Genomic DNA, 19,671 nt, shown 5'->3' with positions numbered 1-19,671 from the left:
ATAATTGTTAAAATATTAATTCACTGTCGGTTTGTCCGCCAGGCCGCGCCGGCCAACGGGAACGGGCAGAAAAGGAGTATGGAATGACTGTTCGCTTGCGGGTTCGCCCCCTGTTGCTGGTGCTGCCACTGATCCTGACTGGCTGTTCGTCGATGTCTAACATGTCGTGGCCAAGTGTTTCCTGGTCGAGCATGAATCCGCTCAACTGGTTTGGCAGCAGCCTGACGGTCAGCGATAAAGGAGTAGGCGGGATAACAGGTAGTACGGCGCTGACAGAAACGGCCATTAACGATGCGCTGGACGGTGATTATACCTTGCGCAGTGGCATGTCGATGAGCGGCGGAAAAATGCTGAGCTTCTTCCAGGCGATGGACGGCAAGGACGTGAAAATGTCGATCAGCGGCGAGCCGAAAGGCAACGTTCAGCGTGTTGACGTGGTGGATCCTAAAGTAGAAAGCGAATGGGGCGTTAAAATCGGCACGTCATTCAGCAGCCTTTACAGCAAAGCCTTCGATGTGTGTGTAAAAGGCGAGGGAGATGATGCGCAGAACGTCGAGTGTAAAGCGCCGCAAAGTTCTCACGTCACCTATGTCTTCAGCGGGATCTGGCATGGCCCGGAATCACTGATGCCTTCGGACGACGCGCTGAAAGACTGGAAGGTAAGTAAAATTATCTGGCGGGCTAATCCGGCTCAGGCTTCCACTGCTCAGTAAAACCTGTTTCTCAGCGTAATAACTCCTCAATGCCTTGCCTTCGCGCAAGGCATTTTTATTGACATCCGGTATGATGTCGCCGGTCAAATTAACGAGGATGAGAAGATGACTCAGGTTCAGAGCGGCATTTTGCCCGAACATTGCCGTTTCGCGATTTACATCGAAGCGAAAGCTCAGGGTGACCTGGATGCGCTCCGGCAGGGCTGCCGTGCATTTGTGGCTGTACTGGAAGACATGCAGAAAAAATTTCCCACCGAACATCTTGGTGCGGTCGTAGCCTTTGGCAACGATGTGTGGCGTGATTTATCCGGCAATCAGGGCGCGGATGAACTGAAATCTTTCCAACCGCTGGGCAAAGGTCTGGCACCTGCTACGCAGCGCGATATGTTGTTGCACATACAGTCCCTTCGTCATGACGTTAACTTTGCGCTGGCACGGGCGGCACTGAAAGCGTTCGGCAGTTCCATTGTCGTTGAAGAAGAAACCCACGGGTTCCGTGCGATCGAAGAACGTGATCTGAGCGGTTTTGTTGACGGCACTGAAAATCCGAAAGCAGAGGCCCGCGCACAGGTGGCGATTATTCCTGAAGGCAGCGTCGATGCTGGCGGCAGCTACGTGATGGTTCAGCGCTGGAAACATAATCTGGTGCAATGGGAACGTTTCTCCGTGCAGCAGCAGGAAGACGTCATCGGGCGTACCAAAGACACCGATGAAGAGCTGGATTCAGAAACTCGCCCGGACACTTCCCACGTCAGTCGTGTTGATCTGAAAGAAGACGGCAAAGGCCTGAAAATTCTGCGCCAGAGCCTGCCTTATGGCACAGCAAGCGGCGAACACGGTTTGTATTTCATCAGCTATTGCGCCCGTCTGTGGAACATCGAAAAACAACTGCTGAGCATGTTTGGCGATCTCGATGGTAAACGTGATGCGATGCTGCGTTTCACCCGTCCGGTGACCGGCAGCTATTATTTCGCCCCATCACTGACACGTCTTTTAGCGCTTTAAGTTCCTTCAGCGCGTTCCTTCACGGACGCGCTGCCTCTTCCCCTTCTGTTATTCCCCCTGCGTTTGTTAATGCCTTATAGCTTTTCATGCTTGAAAATCACCAAATGGTATATAAAACCGTTACAGCCTGACCCTCAGTTATAAATACACTGTGTGATATTGAGCGGCATTTATCAGCGTCGCATATCGGTTCACTCACCTAAGGCTAAGCATGAAAACATTCGGATTTACAGGCAGCGTGCTGAAAGGTTCCGTGGCGGCACTGCTGCTGGCCAGCGGCTCGGCTTCGGCGACTGAATTGCTCAACAGTTCTTATGATGTGTCCCGTGAACTTTTTGCTGCTCTGAACCCGCCATTCCAGAAACAGTGGGCTGATCAAAATGACGGTGAAAAACTCGATATTAAACAGTCACATGCTGGTTCTTCCAAGCAGGCGCTGGCGATTTTGCAGGGTCTGAAAGCCGATGTCGTCACTTACAATCAGGTGACCGATGTGCAGATTTTGCATGACCGCGGCAATCTGATCCCTGCCGACTGGCAAAGTCGTTTGCCCAACAACAGTTCGCCGTTTTATTCCACCATGGCGTTTCTGGTCCGCAAGGGCAATCCAAAGAACATTCACAGCTGGGACGATTTAGCGCGTCCGGGCGTGAGCCTGGTGTTCCCGAATCCCAAAACCTCCGGCAATGGCCGATATACCTACCTGGGTGCCTGGGGCGCGTTCAATCTGGAAGATAATAAAAACCAGACGAAAACCCGCGAGAAAATGGCGAGTTTCCTGAAAAACGTGCAGGTGTTTGATACCGGCGGCCGTGGCGCGACAACCACATTTGTGGAACGCGGACTGGGTGATGTGCTGATCAGTTTCGAATCTGAAGTGAACAATATCCGTAAGCAGTACGGTGACGATAAATACGAAGTGATTGTGCCGAAAGTGGACATTCTGGCTGAGTTCCCGGTGGCCTGGGTGGACAAAAACGTCGAGAAAAATGGCACAGAAAAAGCCGCAAAAGATTACCTGAATTATTTGTGGAGCCCGCAGGCGCAGAAAATCATCACCAGTTTTAACTACCGGGTGTATGACAAAACGGCGATGGCGGCGGCGAAAGGGCAGTTCCCGGATACCAAATTGTTCAAAGTCGAAGAGCAGTTCGGTGGCTGGCCACAAGTGATGGAAACCCATTTCAGTACCGGCGGTGAGCTGGACAAACTGTTAGAGCAAGGTCACAAGTAATGTTGTTGTCGAGCAAACGCGTATTACCCGGATTCACCCTGAGCCTCGGCAGCAGCCTGCTGTTCGTCTGCCTGGTGTTGTTGCTGCCACTGAGTGCGCTGGTGATGCAGTTGTCACAAATGACGCTGGCGCAATACTGGGATGTGATCACCAACGGTCAGGTTGTTGCGGCGTACAAAGTGACGCTGCTGGCGGCGGGTGTGGCGAGTATTTTTAACTGTTTCTTCGGCATGCTGATGGCATGGATCCTGACCCGTTACGAATTCCCCGGTAAAAGCCTGGTGGACGGGCTGATGGATTTGCCGTTTGCCTTGCCGACCGCCGTGGCTGGTTTAACGCTGGCAGGCCTGTTTTCTACCACCGGATTTTACGGTCAGTGGCTGGCACATTTTGATATCAAAGTGGCATACACCTGGCTTGGTATTGCAGTGGCGATGGCCTTTACCAGCATTCCGTTTGTGGTTCGTACCGTGCAACCGGTGCTGGAAGAATTAGGCCCGGAATATGAAGAAGCTGCTGAAACGCTGGGCGCTTCGCGCTGGCAGAGTTTCCGTCGCGTGGTATTGCCGGAAGTCATGCCTTCTCTGATGGCGGGCACGGCGCTGTCCTTTACCCGCAGCCTGGGCGAATTCGGTGCAGTGATTTTCATCGCCGGTAACATTGCGTGGAAAACTGAAGTGACCTCGCTGATGATTTTCATCCGCTTGCAGGAATTTGATTATCCGGCAGCCAGCGCGATTGCATCGGTTATTCTCGCCGCCTCGCTGCTGTTGCTGTTTGCAATTAACACCTTACAGAGCCGTTATGGCCGTCGTCTGGGAGGCCAGTAATGTCTGATATTCCGGCTTTTGCAGGCGAGAAACGCCAGCGTATCGACTGGGTAAAATGGTCGCTGATCGGCACAGGTTTACTGATTTGTATTTTGCTGCTGGTGATCCCGATGATCAGCATTTTCGTGCTGGCCTTTTCCGACGGGATTGCTGCTGTTTGGAAGAACCTGTCTGATTCTGACATGTTGCATTCCATCTGGCTGACCGTGCTGATGGCGCTGATTACCGTGCCGGTGAACCTGATTTTCGGCACGCTGCTAGCCTGGCTGGTGGCGCGCTTTAATTTCCCGGGGCGTCAGCTGTTACTGACGCTGATCGACATCCCGTTCGCGGTTTCGCCGGTGGTTGCCGGTCTGTTGTATCTGCTGTTTTACGGTACTAACGGCCCGATTGGCGGCTGGCTGGATGCGCATAATATTCAGTTTATGTTCGCCTGGCCGGGCATGGTGATGGTAACGGTATTCGTTACTTGTCCGTTTGTTATCCGTGAGCTGGTGCCGGTGATGTTGAGTCAGGGCAGCCATGAAGATGAAGCGGCGGTGTTACTGGGCGCGTCAGGCTGGCAGATGTTCCGCCGCGTGACCTTGCCGAATATCCGCTGGGCATTACTGTACGGCGTGGTGCTGACCAATGCCCGTGCGATCGGGGAGTTTGGTGCGGTATCTGTCGTTTCCGGTTCTATCCGCGGCGAAACTTACACGCTGCCATTACAAGTTGAGTTACTGCATCAGGACTACAACACCGCAGGCGCGTTTACTGCCGCTGCGTTGCTGACCCTGATGGCGATTGTCACACTGTTTCTGAAAAGCGGCCTGCAATGGCGTCTGAAACGCCATAACGACCGTCTTGAGCGGGAGGAAAGTCATGAGCATTGAAATTAACGGTATCAACAAATATTTTGGCCGCACGAAAGTGCTCAATGATATCTCGCTCGATATTGCTTCCGGAGAGATGGTAGCGCTGCTCGGGCCTTCAGGTTCCGGTAAAACCACGCTGCTGCGCATTATCGCCGGGCTGGAAAACCAGAGCGCCGGACATCTGAGTTTTCACGGTAAAGACGTGACGCGTCTCCACGCCCGTGACCGTCAGGTGGGTTTCGTGTTTCAGCATTACGCGCTGTTCCGCCATATGACGGTGTTCGACAACATCGCCTTTGGCCTGACGGTGCTGCCGCGCCGCGAGCGTCTGAACGCCGAAGCGATTAAACAGAAAGTCACTAAACTGCTGGAGATGGTGCAGTTAGCCCATCTGGCTAACCGTTATCCGGCACAGCTTTCTGGTGGTCAGAAACAGCGTGTAGCACTGGCCCGTGCGCTGGCGGTCGAACCCCAAATTCTGCTGCTGGATGAGCCTTTCGGTGCGCTGGATGCGCAGGTGCGTAAAGAGCTGCGCCGCTGGCTGCGTCAGTTGCATGAAGAGCTGAAATTCACCAGCGTGTTTGTGACCCACGATCAGGAAGAAGCGATGGAAGTCGCTGACCGCGTGGTCGTCATGAGCCAGGGGAATATTGAACAGGTGGGCGCGCCGGAAGAAATCTGGCGTGAACCGGCAACCCGCTTCGTGCTGGAGTTTATGGGGGAAGTGAATAAAATCGGCGGTGAAATTCGCGGCTCTCAGTTGTATGTCGGCGCGCATCACTGGCCGCTGGAGAACCCGCCGCTACATCAGGGCGCGGTCGATTTGTTCCTGCGTCCGTGGGAAATGGAAATTACCGCGCACAGTACTGCGCGCTGCCCGTTGCCGGTAAAAGTGCTGGAGGTCAGCCCGCGTGGTCATTTCTGGCAGCTTATCGTGCAGGCGGACGGCTGGCACGATGAACCGCTTTCCGTGGTGCTTTCTGAAGCTCACGGTAATAGCGCACCTCAGCGCGGCGATCGTTTTTATGTCGGCGGGCTGAATGGCCGCCTGTATGCCGGTGATCAGCAGCTACAACCCGTTGCGTTAGCGAAGAGCGCCTGATATTTTTTAATCAGCATGTTTCTCAGGGCGGTCTCCGAGCCGCCCTTTTTATCGTCTGATATCTGTTTATGTTTTTTTTATCAGTCAATATACCTTTTTAATATAAGGCAAGCCCGTGAGTACGCTCGAACACTACATCGATAATACACCTCTGGTGAAATTACAGCGTCTGACCGAGGGACTCGACAGCGAGATCTGGGTCAAACTGGAAGGCAATAATCCCGCGGGCTCAGTAAAAGACCGTGCAGCGCTGTTCATGATTGAGCAGGCGGAAAAGCGCGGTGAAATTCATCCCGGTGATACGCTGATTGAAGCCACCAGTGGTAATACCGGTATTGCGCTGGCGATGATTGCGGCACTGAAAGGTTATAAGCTGAAATTGCTGATGCCGGAAAATATGAGCTTAGAGCGTCAGGCATCAATGCGCGCTTACGGCGCTGAATTATTGCTGGTCAGCCGCGCGCAGGGGATGGAAGGTGCGAGGGACCTGGCGCAGGAAATGGAACGGCAGGGGCAGGGGAAAGTGCTGGATCAGTTCAATAATCCGGACAACCCGCTCGCGCACTTTACGACTACCGGCCCGGAAATCTGGCAGCAGACGCAAGGGCGTATTACGCATTTTGTGTCGAGCATGGGGACGACTGGCACCATCACGGGTGTCAGTCGCTTTCTGCGCAGTCAGCACGCGGGTGTGCAAATTGTCGGGTTGCAACCTTCTGAAGGCAGCAGCATTCCGGGCATACGCCGCTGGCCGCAGGAATATCTGCCGGGTATTTTCAGCCCTGAACTGGTCGATGAAGTGATGGATATGGGGCAGGGCGAAGCGGAAGACACCATGCGGGCTCTGGCGCGGCAAGAAGGCATCTTCTGTGGCGTGAGTTCTGGCGGCGCTGTTGCGGGCGCATTGCGTGTCGCCAGAAGTCATCCCGGCAGTGTGATTGTGGCAATTGTCTGCGATCGCGGTGACCGTTATTTATCCACTGGTGTTTTTAACGTTTAATTTTATATTCAGCTGGTGAATGTAAAATTAGAGTAAAAGCGGCTGCGTAATGCAGGGTTAGTGGTAAAAATGACCAAAATTTTAGCCAGGCGGAAATAAAGAATGAAAATTTTATTAGTCGATGACGATCTCGAATTAGGAACCATGCTCAGCGAATATCTGATTGCAGAAGGTTTTGACGCTTCTCTGGTGCTGACCGGTAAAGCGGGCGTGGAAGGGGCGATGTCCGGCGAATATACCGCGATGATCCTCGACATTATGCTGCCGGATATGAGCGGTATTGATGTCCTGCGTCAGGTGCGTAAAAACAGCCGTCTGCCGATCATCATGCTGACCGCCAAGGGCGACAATATCGATCGCGTTATCGGCCTGGAAATGGGCGCCGATGATTACATGCCTAAACCTTGTTACCCGCGCGAACTGGTTGCGCGTCTGCGTGCAGTATTGCGCCGTGTGGAAGAGCAACAGGAATCGCACTCTGATTCTTCATCCGTAAACTACGGTGACCTGACGCTGAATCCGGCTACCCGCAGCAGCGAATGGCGTGGGGTTCCTTTCGACCTGACGGCGTCTGAATTCAATCTGCTGGAGCTGTTACTGCGGTCTCCGGAACGTGTGGTTTCAAAAGATGAGTTGTCAGAAAAAGGCCTCGGCCGTCCGCGTGAAGCTTATGATCGCAGCATTGATGTTCACATCAGTAATATCCGCCAAAAACTGGGGTCACTGGAAGGTGGCGATATTCTGACTATTGAAACGGTGCGCAGCATTGGCTATCGCATACGCTAAACGAATGCGCGGAAAACTGTTCTGGAAAATCCTGCTGGGATTCTGGTTCACTTTTGTGGCGATCACTCAGGGACTTTGGGTGGTTTTTGCTTTTTATAATCCGCACGAACCGCCGGAAAGCGGGATTGCACGACGCTTTGTAAAACTGCAAATTACGTCAGCGGTGTCAACGCTGCACAACGGCGGTATGCCTGCACTTAACGCGATGATGGCGGACTGGCCGGATGATGACAGGCAGTTTTTCTCCGTAACACCTTCTTTGCTGCCTGCCAAAGGCAATACGATTAAGGATCTGGAACCCGGTAAAATCCCGCATGAAGTCGTGCAGTTTGTGCAGGGGCCGGACGGGCAGGGCTACCGGCTGAAATATGATGTAGACGGGCTGATGCATGAATATCGCCCGAGACGTCACAGGGACTGGCTGAATATGCCTCCGCCGTTGTTATGGCTGGGCGGACTGGGCGGATTACTCTTCAGCGCGATGCTGGCGTGGAACCTGACCCGACCTATGCTGCAAATGCGTAAAGCTTTCGGGCGGGTGGCGCAGGGCGATTTATCGGTACGCCTGTTTACCAGCATGGGTAAGCGGCACGATGAGCTGTCAGAAGTGGCTCGCGATTTCGACTCCATGGCCGAACGTTTACAGGTTCTGGTGAAGGCGCGTGAAGAACTTCTGCATGACGTTTCTCACGAGCTGCGTTCTCCATTGGCGCGTTTGCAACTGGCCATCGGCCTGGCGCGACAGAATCCTTCAAATGTTGAAAGCTCGCTGAGTCGCATTGAACATGAAGCGGGACGTCTGGACAAGATGATCGGGGAGCTGCTGGCGCTGTCGCGAACTGAAAGCAGTGAAATCCCGGATGAAGAGTACTTCGATCTGTACGGCCTGGTGGAAGCGGTGGTGAACGACGCGCGCTATGAGGCGCAGTTACCGGGCGTGGAGATTGCGCTCTTTCCCGAATCAGCGGATGACCTGGATTACACCGTGAAAGGCAATGCTGAGCTGATGCGACGCGCTGTCGATAACGTGGTACGCAATGCACTGCGTTTTTCTGCGCGCGGGCAAACAATCACTGTTTCACTGGCGCAGGTTGAAGAGTATCTGCAAATTGAAGTGGCCGATCAGGGGCCGGGTGTGGAAGAAGATAAGTTGTCGAGTATCTTCGACCCGTTCGTGCGAGTGAAATCACCGCTGTCAGGCAAAGGCTATGGTCTGGGGCTGGCCATTACCCGTAAAGTGATGCTGGCGCATGAAGGTAAAGTGGATGCGCGTAACGCACAGCCTCATGGCCTGATCATCAGCCTTCAGGTTCCGCACTGGAAATCCGCTTCATAATCCGAGCCGCAGAGGCGTTGGCTACTCTCAGCCACCCGAATCACTTACTTTTGTAAGCTCATCGGGATGGCTTCGTTTGCCGCCTTTCTGCGACTCGAATTATTTTGCGGATAGCTTTTTTACAGGCAATAAAAAACGGCGCTGATTAGGCGCCGTTTTTAACTTCTTGCTTTACAACTCGCTGAGCGAATTACTTCTTGATGCGGATGATTGGGGTTTCGCCCACAGTCACGCTACCCGTCAGTTTAATCAGCTCTTTGATCTCGTCCATGTTAGAGATAACAACCGGAGTCAGGGTAGACTTCGCTTTCTCTTCCAGCAGAGGCAGATCAAACTCGATAACCAAATCGCCTTTCTTAACACGTTGGCCTTCTTCAGCGATGCGTTTGAAGCCTTCGCCTTTCAGTTCAACGGTGTCGATACCGAAGTGTACGAACAGCTCAATGCCACTGTCGGATTCGATTGAGAAAGCATGGTTAGTTTCGAAGATTTTACCGATAGTGCCATCAACCGGAGCAACCATTTTGTTGCCAGATGGTTTGATAGCAATACCGTCACCTACGATTTTCTCAGCGAAAACAACGTCAGGCACGTCTTCAATGTTGACAATCTCACCAGAGATCGGCGCTACGATTTCAATAGTGCCAACGTCTTTTTTATCATCAGAAACCAATGATTTCAGTTTATCGAACAAACCCATGATCTTCTCCTAAGCATTAATTTGGGCAGCTTTACCAGCATCGCGCAATTAGCAGAGTGTTTTTTCTTCAATGAACTTGTTAACCAGGTTCATCAACTCTTGCGCCGTAGGTTGGGCCAGGGCCTGATCTGCCAGCGCTTTCACATCTTCGAAGTTTGTATTGCGAATAATTTTCTTGATGCGTGGGATAGAGATAGCGCTCATGCTGAACTCATCTAACCCCATGCCCAATAGAAGAAGTGTAGCACGTTCGTCACCGGCTAGCTCGCCGCACATCCCTGTCCATTTACCGGCAGCATGAGATGCGTCAATAACTTGCTTAATTAAACCAAGTACTGACGGAGACATTGGGTTGTACAGATGAGAAATCAGTTCGTTACCGCGATCCACAGCCAAAGTATACTGGGTAAGATCGTTTGTACCAATACTGAAGAAATCGACTTCTTTTGCCAGGTGATGAGCAATCACTGCAGCAGCCGGGGTTTCAACCATCACGCCTACTTCGATAGTTTCATCGAATGCCTGGCCTTTTTCACGCAGCTGAGCTTTCAGCATTTCCAGTTCTGCTTTCAGTTCACGCACTTCTTCAACAGAAATGATCATCGGGAACATGATGCGCAGTTTACCGAACGCAGAAGCACGCAGAATACCTTTCAGCTGGTCGTGAAGAATTTCTTTACGGTCCAGACAGATACGGATTGCACGCCAGCCCAGGAACGGGTTTTCTTCTTTTGGCAGGTTCATGTACGGCAGGTCTTTATCACCGCCGATGTCCATGGTACGGACGATAACTGCCTGTGAGCCCATCGCTTCAGCAACGGCTTTATATGCCTGGAATTGCTCTTCTTCGGTAGGCAGGCTGTCACGGTCCATGAACAGGAATTCTGTACGATACAGGCCGACACCTTCAGCGCCATTGCGCTCTGCACCGGCGACGTCGCGCACGGTACCGATGTTGGCACAAACTTCAACCTGATGACCATCCAGCGTAATAGCCGGTAAATCTTTCAGTTTAGTCAGTTCGTCTTTTTCTGAGATGTACTGGTTCTGAACGGCTTTCAGCTCGTCAATAACGTCTGCTGTCGGGTTGACATAGATTTTATTGTTTACAGCGTCGAGGATCAGGTAGTCATCATTTTTGACTTGTTTGGTCACATCGCTGGTACCTACGATTGCAGGTAATTCCAGGGAACGCGCCATGATTGAGGTGTGAGAAGTACGACCACCCAAATCAGTAATGAAACCCAGAACCTTGTTCAGGTTCAGCTGAGCCGTTTCTGACGGCGTCAGATCGGTCGCAACCAGGATAACTTCGTCCTGGATGGAGCTCAGATCAACGATGGTCATGTCGAGAATATTGCGCAGAAGACGTTTACCGATATCACGTACGTCAGCCGCACGTTCTTTCAGGTATTCATCATCAAGCTCTTCCAGGGCTTTCGCCTGACCTTCAATGACAGAGAAAGCAGCAGCGTCAGCAGAAGCATGCTCGTCTTTGATAAGGGCTATGATTTCCTGTTCAAGCTCTTCGTCTTCCAACAACATGATGTGGCCTTCGAAGATGGCTTCTTTCTCTTCACCGAAGGTCTCACCGGCTTTGGTCTTGATCACTTCCAGCTGAGCTGAGGCTTTCGCACGGCCAGCGAGGAAACGTTCAACTTCCTGATCAACCTGATCAGGAGAGATTTTTTTCCGGTTGATGACAATTTCATCTTCTTTCAACAGAAGTGCTTTGCCGAAAGCGATACCGGGAGATACTAAAATGCCTGAAATCATAACCCTACCTTTCTCTTGACTGGTTTAAACGATATAAGAGCGGCTGAGTGTTACTCGAGCTCTGCCATCAGTTTTACCAAGTGTTCAACGGCTTTCTGCTCGTCTTCACCTTCAGCTGAGAGGGTCACAACGGTACCTTGGGTCAGGCCCAGAGTTTGCAGTTTAAACAGGCTTTTCGCACTGGCGCTTTTGCCATTTGAAGTCACAGTGATGTCAGAAGCGAAACCTTTAGCTTCTTTCACGAACTGTGCAGCAGGGCGAGTGTGCAGACCATTAGGAGCGGTAATTGTAACTTCTTGCTGGAACATTGTTGTTTCCCCAACTTATTAAAGTAATGTTGTGGAGCTAAAGTTTAGCTTATGCGCTTCACTTTAGCCTGTAGAGATTAGCGCCTGACTATGGTTCAGGGGCAGGTTCAGATGCAACAGAAAAGAGAAAATAACGCACTCAGCGATAAAACTCTTTGCCCTAGATCTAGGCTTTTCTGTTATTTCTCCATTATGCCGTGATTTCCCCTCTTGTAACAAATCGGTAAATCGATTCAGCGGGCGGGTTCATGGAGGCGATTAATTTCGCGCATCGAAATAATTGACCGGTTAAATACTAAACCTGGCGGGTAAAATCAATGACAGAGTGGTGTAAACTTTGATGTAGCCCACAAAAAAGCACCCCGAAAGGTGCTTTTTTATCCGCTTTTAGGGATGTGGCATTATTGTTGCAATTCTTTTTCAGTAAACAAATCTGCAAATAATGCGGTACTCAGATAGCGTTCGCCGGAAGATGGCAGGATAACCACGATGGTTTTATCCGCAAACTCGGGTTCTTTAGATAATTTCACCGCAGCTTCAACCGCAGCACCGGAAGAAATCCCCGCCAGAATACCTTCTTCTTCCATCAGACGACGTGCCATCTGAATGGATTCATCGTTAGTGATCAGCGTGACGCGATCCAGCAGTTCCAGATCCAGGTTGCCCGGAATGAAACCAGCACCGATGCCCTGAATTTTGTGCGGGCCCGGTTTCACTTCTTCGCCATTCAGCGTCTGAGTAATCACCGGCGAATCCGTTGGCTCAACGGCCACCAGCTTCACGCTGCTTTTTTTGCTTTTCAGATAACGACCCGTGCCGGTGATGGTACCGCCGGTGCCCACGCCTGCAATCAGCACATCGACTGCGCCATCGGTGTCTTCCCAGATTTCCGGACCGGTGGTTTGCTCATGGATAGCCGGGTTGGCCGGGTTGCTGAACTGCTGAAGGATAAGATAACGGGAAGGATCGCTGGCCTGAATTTCTTCGGCTTTTGCAATTGCGCCTTTCATACCTTTCGCGCCTTCGGTCAGCACCAGATTGGCGCCGAGGGCTTTGAGCAGTTTACGACGTTCAACGCTCATGGTTTCCGGCATGGTCAGCGTCAGTTTATAACCGCGTGCGGCAGCGACGTAGGCCAGTGCAATACCCGTGTTTCCGCTGGTCGGTTCAACCAGTTCGATATCTTTGGTCAGGATGCCTTTCTTTTCAGCGTCCCAGATCATGTTTGCACCGATACGGCATTTCACGCTGAAGCTCGGGTTACGTGACTCGACCTTAGCCAGAATACGACCATTACCGATACGGTTCAGGCGAACCAGTGGCGTATGGCCGATTGTTAATGAATTGTCTTCATAGATCTTGCTCATAACCCGTCCTTTAACTGTATGAAATATTCACGGTGTGAAGCTTTCAACACTATGAAATTAGTGGGAATCGAGAAAGCATACGCGAACCGCTTTCCCAGTGAAGTAAGGTTTTGGTATTTGGTATATCGATACGTTATTAAGAAATAAGTTTGAGGACGAAAAGTCAAGCATAGCAGGCAGCCGCCCGCAGGCGGCTGTGAAGAGAAAACGTTATGCGCGGGTGGAATTCACGTCAACATTGTTTTTAACGTAAACATGCCGATAGCGGTCGCACCACATAGCAGTAGCACCGCACACCGCCACCGGCAGGATCACCAGATTGAGCACCGGGATCATCGTAAACAGGCTGACCAGCGAGCCAAACTGCATATTGTCGATTTTGTTGCTGCCGAGCGAGCGGCGCATATCCGCAAAACTCACTTTGTGATTATCGAACGGATAATCGCAATACTGGATAACCACCATCCAGGCGCTGAAGAAGAACCACAGCACCGGCGCGGCGGTCTGGCCAATCACCGGAATAAAGTAAAGCGCAAATAAGACGATGGCTCGCGGCAGGTAATACGCCAGTTTCTGCCATTCGCGTTTCATGATGCGCGGCAGGTCTTTCATGATGTCCCAGATGCCGGTATCCGGCAGCGGTTTACCGGTCAGGCGCGCTTCGAGTTGTTCGGCGAGCAATCCGCTAAACGGTGCCGCAATCCAGTTGGCGATGGTGCTGAAGAAATAGCTGAACACCAGCACCACGGATAGTACCGCTACCGGCCAGATGAGATAATCCAGCCAGCTCAGCCAGGCCGGAACCTTACTCATCATGGCGGGGATCCATTCTCCCAGTTTGGTAAACAGCCACCAAAACGCGCCGCCCATCAGCAATACGTTGACCGCCAGCGGTAAAATCACAAAACGTCGTATCCCTGGTAAGGAAATGAGCGTCCAGCCCTGTTTGAAATAATGCACGCCGTTTTCTTGTCTGGCGCTTTGCGATGAAGTCATAAACGAAATTTTCTCTCTGAGTTGAATGACATGGGCTATCATATCGGTATGATTTTCCACTGGCTACCAGTGGATTGGCTGAAAAAACAGCAAAAAAAGGTGCAACTGCCCTATTTATTAGCAGAAAGTAGAGTCCAGACTTGCACTTATCTACGTGGGCAAATAGAGTTAATATTGTGAATGTTTGCCGTGGTGGCAATGTATTAGAACAACAGAGATAGCAATGATGCAGGATTTGCGTCTGATATTAATCGTTGTTGGCGCGATCGCCATAATAGCGTTGTTGTTACACGGTTTGTGGACCAGCCGTAAAGAACGCTCTTCGCTGTTTCGCGATCGTCCAGCTAAACGTGTGAAAAAAGAACGGGAACAATCTCCGCCTGACGATTTCGTCGATGGAGTGGGGGAAGTGCGCGTGCGTCCTGCTTATCCTCAGGATGAACCGACTTTTGGTCAGTATGATGAGCCAGAACAGACTGCACCGCCACGTCAGCCGCAGGGTCAACCTGCGCAGCCAGCGCCAGCACCTGTTGCTCGTCCCCAGCCACCGGCTCAGCCACAGCATCATGCTGTGCAGGATGATCCGTTGCTGAGTGGTTATTCAGCCGCTGAACCCGCAGTTGCACCGCGACGCGAACCTGTTGCTGATTTTGCACCGCAGGAATATGCGCGTGAACCTAAAGCGAAAGCACCGGTTCCGCCGCAGGAAATTCATGCGGACGCGGCACCTGCTGCCAAAGCTGAACCTCAGCCTGCGCCTTTTGCTCCGGCAGAAGAAGCCCCGGCAGAGAAAGCGAAACTGAAAGAAACGGTGCTGGTGCTGCACGTTGCAGCGCATCAGGGTGGCGTTATCGGTGGTGAAGTCCTGTTAAACAGCGTGCTTCAGTCCGGCTTCCAGTTTGGCGCAATGAATATTTTCCATCGTCACGTTAGCCCGGCGGGCAGCGGTCCGGTGTTGTTCAGTCTGGCAAATATGGTCAAACCGGGTTCTTTTGACCCTGACAATATGTCCGACTTCTCTACACCTGGTGTGACGTTGTTCATGATGGTGCCTTGCTATGGCGACGCGCATCAGAACTTCAAACTGCTGTTGCAGTCCGCACAGCGCATTGCCGATGATGTCGGTGCGATGGTGCTTGACGATGAGCGTCGTATGATTACGCCGCAGAAGCTCGAAACGTACAAAGCGCGGATCCGCGAGGTCCTCGAAGCGACCGCCTGATTCTGGCGTTCGTGAAATACCCTTTCCCCAAACCCCCGCTTGCCGGGGGTTTTTTATCTCCACGGTGAGTCATGGCCACTATCGAAGAACAAATCAATCACTTACGCACTCAGCTGCGCCATCATGAATATCAGTATCATGTTCTGGACGCACCGGAAGTGCCTGATGCCGAATATGACCGTCTTATGCGTGAATTGCGGGAACTGGAAACCGCGCATCCAACGCTTATCACTGCGGATTCTCCCACGCAGCGCGTGGGCGCCGCGCCCCTTTCTGCTTTCGAACAGGTAAAACATCAGGTGCCGATGTTGTCGCTGGACAACGTATTTGATGAAGAAAGCTATCTGGCGTTTTATAAGCGTGTGCAGGACAGGCTGAAAACCACTGAACCGCTGACGTTCTGCTGTGAGCTGAAACTCGATGGTCTGGCGGTAAGCCTGCTGTATGAGAATGGCGAACTGGTGCAGGCGGCCACGCGTGGCGACGGCACGACCGGTGAGAACATCACCGCTAACGTGCGTACCATTCGCACCATTCCTCTGCGTCTGCATGGCGACAATATTCCGGCTCGTCTCGAAGTGCGTGGTGAAGTCTTTATGCCGCAACCGGGCTTTGAGGCGATGAATGACGAAGCGCGCCGCACCGGGGGCAAAGTGTTTGCCAACCCGCGTAATGCCGCTGCCGGTTCATTGCGTCAGCTGGATCCGCGCATTACCGCCAAACGTCCGCTGACTTTCTTCTGCTACGGCGTGGGTCTGCTGGAAGGCGGTGAACTGCCTCGCAGTCATATTGCCCGCCTGCAACAATTTAAGGCCTGGGGTTTGCCGGTCAGTGACCGCGTCCGCCTGTGCACCGGCAGTGAGGAAGTGCTGGCGTTCTATCGTCAGGTCGAAGCCGACCGTCCGTCACTGGGCTTTGATATTGACGGCGTGGTAGTGAAAATTGACTCGCTGGATATTCAGGAAACGCTGGGCTTTGTGGCGCGTGCGCCGCGCTGGGCAACAGCCTTCAAATTCCCGGCGCAGGAACAAATTACGCTGGTGAAAGACGTCGAGTTTCAGGTAGGGCGTACCGGTGCGATCACGCCGGTGGCACGTCTGGAGCCGGTTCTGGTGGCGGGCGTGATGGTCAGCAATGCCACGCTGCATAACGCAGATGAAATCGAGCGTCTTGGCCTGCGTATCGGCGATACCGTGATAGTGCGCCGTGCCGGTGATGTTATCCCGCAGGTAGTCGGTGTGGTGCTGGATGAACGTCCGGAAAATGCCCGCGAAGTGGTATTCCCGACGCAGTGCCCGGTCTGTCATTCTGATGTCGAACGTGTCGAAGGCGAAGCCGTGGCGCGTTGCACCGCTGGCCTGATATGCGGTGCACAGCGCAAAGAAGCGCTGAAGCATTTTGTCTCCCGCCGCGCGCTGGACGTTGACGGCATGGGCGATAAAATCATCGACCAGCTGGTCGAGAAAGAATATGTCAAAACGCCGGCTGACCTGTTCCGTCTGACGGCAGGCAAGCTCACCGGTCTGGATCGCATGGGGCCGAAATCGGCGCAAAACGTGGTGAATGCGCTGGAGAAAGCCAAAGAAACCACACTGGCGCGATTCCTGTACGCTCTGGGTATTCGTGAAGTGGGCGAGGCTACGGCGGCCAATCTGGCAGCGCATTACGGTTCAGTGGAAGCACTGAGAGCGGCGGATATCGAATCACTGAAAACCGTCCAGGACGTTGGTGAAGTGGTCGCCAAACACGTGGTGAATTTCCTGTCGGAAGAACATAACCGGCAGGTGATTGACGAGCTGTTAAGCCCGGAAATCAACATTCACTGGCCTGAAGTGCAGGTCATTGTACCGGAAGAAATCGACAGTCCGTTTGCCGGTAAAACCGTGGTATTAACCGGATCACTGTCGATCCTTTCCCGCGATGAAGCCAAAGATCGTCTGACCGCGCTGGGTGCGAAAGTGTCCGGCAGCGTGTCGAAGAAAACCGATCTGGTGATCGCCGGTGAAGCCGCGGGTTCCAAACTGGCGAAAGCGCAGGAACTGGGGATCGACGTGATCGACGAAGCGGAGATGATCCGCCTGCTGGGTGAATAAAAGATGGAAAAAGAAGATCTGATCCAGATTGCCAATGTGGTGATGCCGTTCGGTAAATATGCCGGACGGGTGCTGATCGACTTGCCGGAAGAATATTTGCTGTGGTTCGCCCGTAAAGACGAATTTCCGCAGGGAAAACTGGGTGAACTGATGCAGCTGACGCTGGCGATTAAAACGGAAGGGCTGCAAAGCCTGATCAATCCGCTGCGCCGTAATGGCCCCGGACTGAGCGGTACCGACGAATAAACGCTGTTCAGAACGAGTCACTTCTCTAAAATAAAGGCGCTGAACTCAGCGCCTTTTTTCTGCCTGCTATCCAGCCAGCTTATTCAGTCACAGGCTTTTGTTTCAGCGCCGCTTCCCGCTGTTTTTTCTGGTAACGTTTCGCCAGAACCGCACAGGTCATCAGCTGCACCTGATGGAAAATCATCAGCGGCAGCACCATCATGCCAATCGCGCTGACCGGGAACAGAATGTTCGCCATCGGGATACCGTTCGCCAGGCTTTTCTTCGAACCGCAGAATACAATGGTGATTTCGTCCGGTTTGCTAAAGCCCATCCAGCGCGCCATGTAGGTGTTGATCACCAGAATAAAGGCCAGCAGCACCAGACTGAACACCACGATAAACAGCAGTGAACCGAGGCCTACCTGATGCCAGATCCCCTGTGTGACCGCTTCGCTGAAAGCGGAATAGACCACCAGCAGAATCGACGTCTGGTCAGTTTTGCCGATCATCTTACGGTGACGCTCTACAAAGCCGCCGATCAGCGGACGCAACAAATGTCCGGCGATAAACGGCACCAGCAGTTGCAACACGATATGCCCGACCTGCGCCAGACCATTGCCAGTTTCGCCCTGCACATGCATCAGCAAACTGACCAGCAGCGGCGACACAAATATTCCCAGCAGGCTTGACGCCGACGCGCTGCACACCGCGGCCGCCACATTACCGCCCGCCAGTGAGGTAAATGCAATCGCCGACTGCACGGTGGCAGGCAGAATACACAGATAGACAAAGCCGCTGTAAATCTGCGGGCTGACATCTACCGGATGCCACCACTGGAACAGCAGGCCAAGGATCGGGAACAGAATGAAGGTGCTGAACATTACCCACAAATGCAGCCGCCAGTTGTTACTGCCCTGAAAAATCGCTTCACGCGAAAGTTTGGCGCCGTGCATAAAAAACAGCAGGCCAATGGCGAAAATCGTCAGGTTGTTGAAGAACGCCACAAACATGCCGCTGGCCGGAAAGAAGGTGGCCAGCAGGACGACGGCGATAAGTGTCAGGGTAAAGCGATCGGGTAAGAAGCGCATAACAAGTCTCGAATAGTTGTTTCTGAATGCGGCTATTCTGTGCCTTTGCGATACAATTAAAAAATTGATTTATTTAATCCATTAATGCAGAAAATTCATGAATTATTCTCTCCGACAGCTTCGCGTATTTGTGGCGGTTTCACGCTACGGCAGCTTCAGCCGGGCTGGTGAGTCCATTGGTTTAAGTCAGTCGGCGGTCAGCCACAGTATGAAAGAACTGGAAGCCGAAATGGGCGTGCGGTTGCTGGACAGAACCACGCGTGAAGTCGCGCTGACTGACGCCGGTCTGCGGCTGGCCAACCGTGTGGAACCGCTGCTCGATGAACTCCACGCCATGCTGCTCGATACCCGCAGTTTCGGTACGCAGCACAATGGTCGCGTGCGTATTGCTTCCAGCCAGACCATTTCCGCGCAACTGATGCCGCAATGTATCGCCAGCGGTGCGCTGCAATATCCCGATATCCGCGTGTTACTGCGCGACCAGGCTCAGCAACTGGTGCTTAACAGTGTGAGAAACGCGGAAGTAGATTTCGGGATTGTGATTGATCCCGGTGAGAATACTGATCTGGATTGCGAACCGATTTTGCATGAACCGTTTTTGATGATGTGCCGCGAAGATCATCCTCTGGCTGCGCTGCCGGAGGTTAAATGGCAGGCGCTGAACGGTCAGAAACTGGTGCTGCAGGACTACGCGTCAGGCAGCCGGATCCTGATCGACGGCGCGCTAAAGGCGCAGAAAGTGAAGGCGGAGATTGTCCAGGAAATAGGCCATCCGGCTACGTTATTCCCGATGGTGGAAGCCGGGATTGGTATCAGCGTTATCCCGGCGCTGGCGTTGCCCGGACCGGAAGGGAGCAAGCTGGTGGTTAAAAGTCTGGTGCCGGAAATCAACCGCGTACTGATGCTGGTGAAACGTAAAAACCGGTCTTTATCGCCCGCGGCGCAGGCTATCTGGCAGGTAGTCAAAGAGCAGGCGGTATTGCTGAGTGAAAAACGCAGCCAGCAGGGCGTGCTTGGATCCTGACGTCTTG

At 52.7% G+C, this 19,671-nt stretch carries 18 protein-coding genes and 1 pseudogene; 13 read left to right on the top strand and 6 right to left on the bottom strand.

Features of this window, described 5'->3' with window-relative positions:
* Positions 1–83 precede the first annotated feature (83 nt).
* From ACM615_RS03665 to ACM615_RS03625, 9 genes are all read left to right on the top strand, one after another.
* Entirely contained in the window at positions 84–713 is a 630-nt protein-coding gene (locus tag ACM615_RS03665) for an RpoE-regulated lipoprotein (protein WP_132967086.1), read from the top strand.
* 105 nt (positions 714–818) lie between these two features.
* Positions 819–1,718, top strand: coding sequence for a Dyp-type peroxidase (locus tag ACM615_RS03660; RefSeq protein WP_113876015.1), 900 nt, complete (start codon positions 819–821; stop codon positions 1,716–1,718).
* A 211-nt stretch (positions 1,719–1,929) separates the two neighbouring features.
* A complete protein-coding gene (locus ACM615_RS03655; RefSeq protein WP_431011458.1) occupies positions 1,930–2,952 on the top strand; it encodes a sulfate ABC transporter substrate-binding protein in 1,023 nt (340 codons plus the stop codon).
* Positions 2,952–3,782 (top strand): sulfate/thiosulfate ABC transporter permease CysT, encoded by an 831-nt coding sequence (gene cysT / locus ACM615_RS03650; RefSeq protein ID WP_112290699.1) that lies wholly within the window; start codon positions 2,952–2,954, stop codon positions 3,780–3,782. The genes ACM615_RS03655 and cysT overlap by 1 nt, the downstream gene beginning before the upstream one ends.
* The gene (gene cysW, locus ACM615_RS03645) at positions 3,782–4,657 is read left to right on the top strand and encodes a sulfate/thiosulfate ABC transporter permease CysW (RefSeq protein WP_112290701.1); all 876 of its coding nucleotides are present in this window, start codon (positions 3,782–3,784) and stop codon (positions 4,655–4,657) included. The genes cysT and cysW overlap by 1 nt, the downstream gene beginning before the upstream one ends.
* A complete protein-coding gene (gene cysA, locus ACM615_RS03640) occupies positions 4,647–5,741 on the top strand; it encodes a sulfate/thiosulfate ABC transporter ATP-binding protein CysA (protein WP_431011457.1) in 1,095 nt (364 codons plus the stop codon). The genes cysW and cysA overlap by 11 nt, the downstream gene beginning before the upstream one ends.
* A gap of 115 nt (positions 5,742–5,856) precedes the next feature.
* Positions 5,857–6,741, top strand: a complete 885-nt coding sequence (cysM, locus tag ACM615_RS03635) for a cysteine synthase CysM (protein ID WP_431011456.1) — start codon at positions 5,857–5,859, stop codon at positions 6,739–6,741.
* 102 nt (positions 6,742–6,843) lie between these two features.
* Positions 6,844–7,527 (top strand): response regulator transcription factor, encoded by a 684-nt coding sequence (locus ACM615_RS03630; RefSeq protein WP_101076260.1) that lies wholly within the window; start codon positions 6,844–6,846, stop codon positions 7,525–7,527.
* A gap of 4 nt (positions 7,528–7,531) precedes the next feature.
* Positions 7,532–8,863, top strand: coding sequence for a HAMP domain-containing sensor histidine kinase (locus tag ACM615_RS03625; protein ID WP_181955541.1), 1,332 nt, complete (start codon positions 7,532–7,534; stop codon positions 8,861–8,863).
* A gap of 190 nt (positions 8,864–9,053) precedes the next feature.
* On the opposite strand, the gene crr is transcribed toward ACM615_RS03625, so the two are convergent.
* The 5 genes and pseudogenes from crr to cysZ form a co-directional block, all read right to left on the bottom strand.
* Complete coding sequence (crr, locus tag ACM615_RS03620) at positions 9,054–9,563, bottom strand: PTS glucose transporter subunit IIA (RefSeq protein WP_112290707.1); 510 nt, start codon at positions 9,561–9,563, stop codon at positions 9,054–9,056.
* Positions 9,542–11,339: pseudogene (ptsI, locus tag ACM615_RS03615) on the bottom strand (phosphoenolpyruvate-protein phosphotransferase PtsI). The gene crr and the pseudogene ptsI overlap by 22 nt, the downstream one beginning before the upstream one ends.
* Before the next feature lie 50 nt (positions 11,340–11,389).
* Positions 11,390–11,647 (bottom strand): phosphocarrier protein Hpr, encoded by a 258-nt coding sequence (gene ptsH / locus ACM615_RS03610; RefSeq protein ID WP_013574433.1) that lies wholly within the window; start codon positions 11,645–11,647, stop codon positions 11,390–11,392.
* Between the two features lie 401 nt (positions 11,648–12,048).
* On the bottom strand, positions 12,049–13,014 hold the full coding sequence (gene cysK / locus ACM615_RS03605) for a cysteine synthase A (RefSeq protein ID WP_112290710.1): 966 nt from the start codon (positions 13,012–13,014) through the stop codon (positions 12,049–12,051).
* Between the two features lie 210 nt (positions 13,015–13,224).
* Positions 13,225–14,010, bottom strand: coding sequence for a sulfate transporter CysZ (gene cysZ, locus ACM615_RS03600; RefSeq protein ID WP_120161611.1), 786 nt, complete (start codon positions 14,008–14,010; stop codon positions 13,225–13,227).
* Between the two features lie 223 nt (positions 14,011–14,233).
* Here cysZ and zipA point away from each other — a divergent pair, with 223 nt between their 5' ends.
* From zipA to ACM615_RS03585, 3 genes are all read left to right on the top strand, one after another.
* On the top strand, positions 14,234–15,232 hold the full coding sequence (zipA, locus tag ACM615_RS03595) for a cell division protein ZipA (RefSeq protein ID WP_431011455.1): 999 nt from the start codon (positions 14,234–14,236) through the stop codon (positions 15,230–15,232).
* Between the two features lie 71 nt (positions 15,233–15,303).
* A complete protein-coding gene (ligA, locus tag ACM615_RS03590; protein ID WP_431011454.1) occupies positions 15,304–17,325 on the top strand; it encodes an NAD-dependent DNA ligase LigA in 2,022 nt (673 codons plus the stop codon).
* A 3-nt stretch (positions 17,326–17,328) separates the two neighbouring features.
* On the top strand, positions 17,329–17,571 hold the full coding sequence (locus ACM615_RS03585) for a DUF3820 family protein (RefSeq protein WP_112290716.1): 243 nt from the start codon (positions 17,329–17,331) through the stop codon (positions 17,569–17,571).
* 79 nt (positions 17,572–17,650) lie between these two features.
* Here the strand turns inward: ACM615_RS03585 and ACM615_RS03580 are convergent, their stop codons facing one another.
* Positions 17,651–18,640, bottom strand: coding sequence for a bile acid:sodium symporter family protein (locus ACM615_RS03580; protein ID WP_129639103.1), 990 nt, complete (start codon positions 18,638–18,640; stop codon positions 17,651–17,653).
* Positions 18,641–18,737: 97 nt separating this feature from the next.
* On the opposite strand from ACM615_RS03580, the gene ACM615_RS03575 reads away from it, so the two are divergent.
* A complete protein-coding gene (locus tag ACM615_RS03575) occupies positions 18,738–19,664 on the top strand; it encodes a LysR substrate-binding domain-containing protein (protein WP_431011453.1) in 927 nt (308 codons plus the stop codon).
* Positions 19,665–19,671: the final 7 nt, after the last annotated feature.

The organism is Rahnella sp. PAMC25617 (assembly GCF_050606005.1).
Lineage (GTDB): Bacteria > Pseudomonadota > Gammaproteobacteria > Enterobacterales > Enterobacteriaceae > Rahnella > Rahnella variigena.
This window is presented reverse-complemented; position numbering and strand designations above follow the sequence as displayed.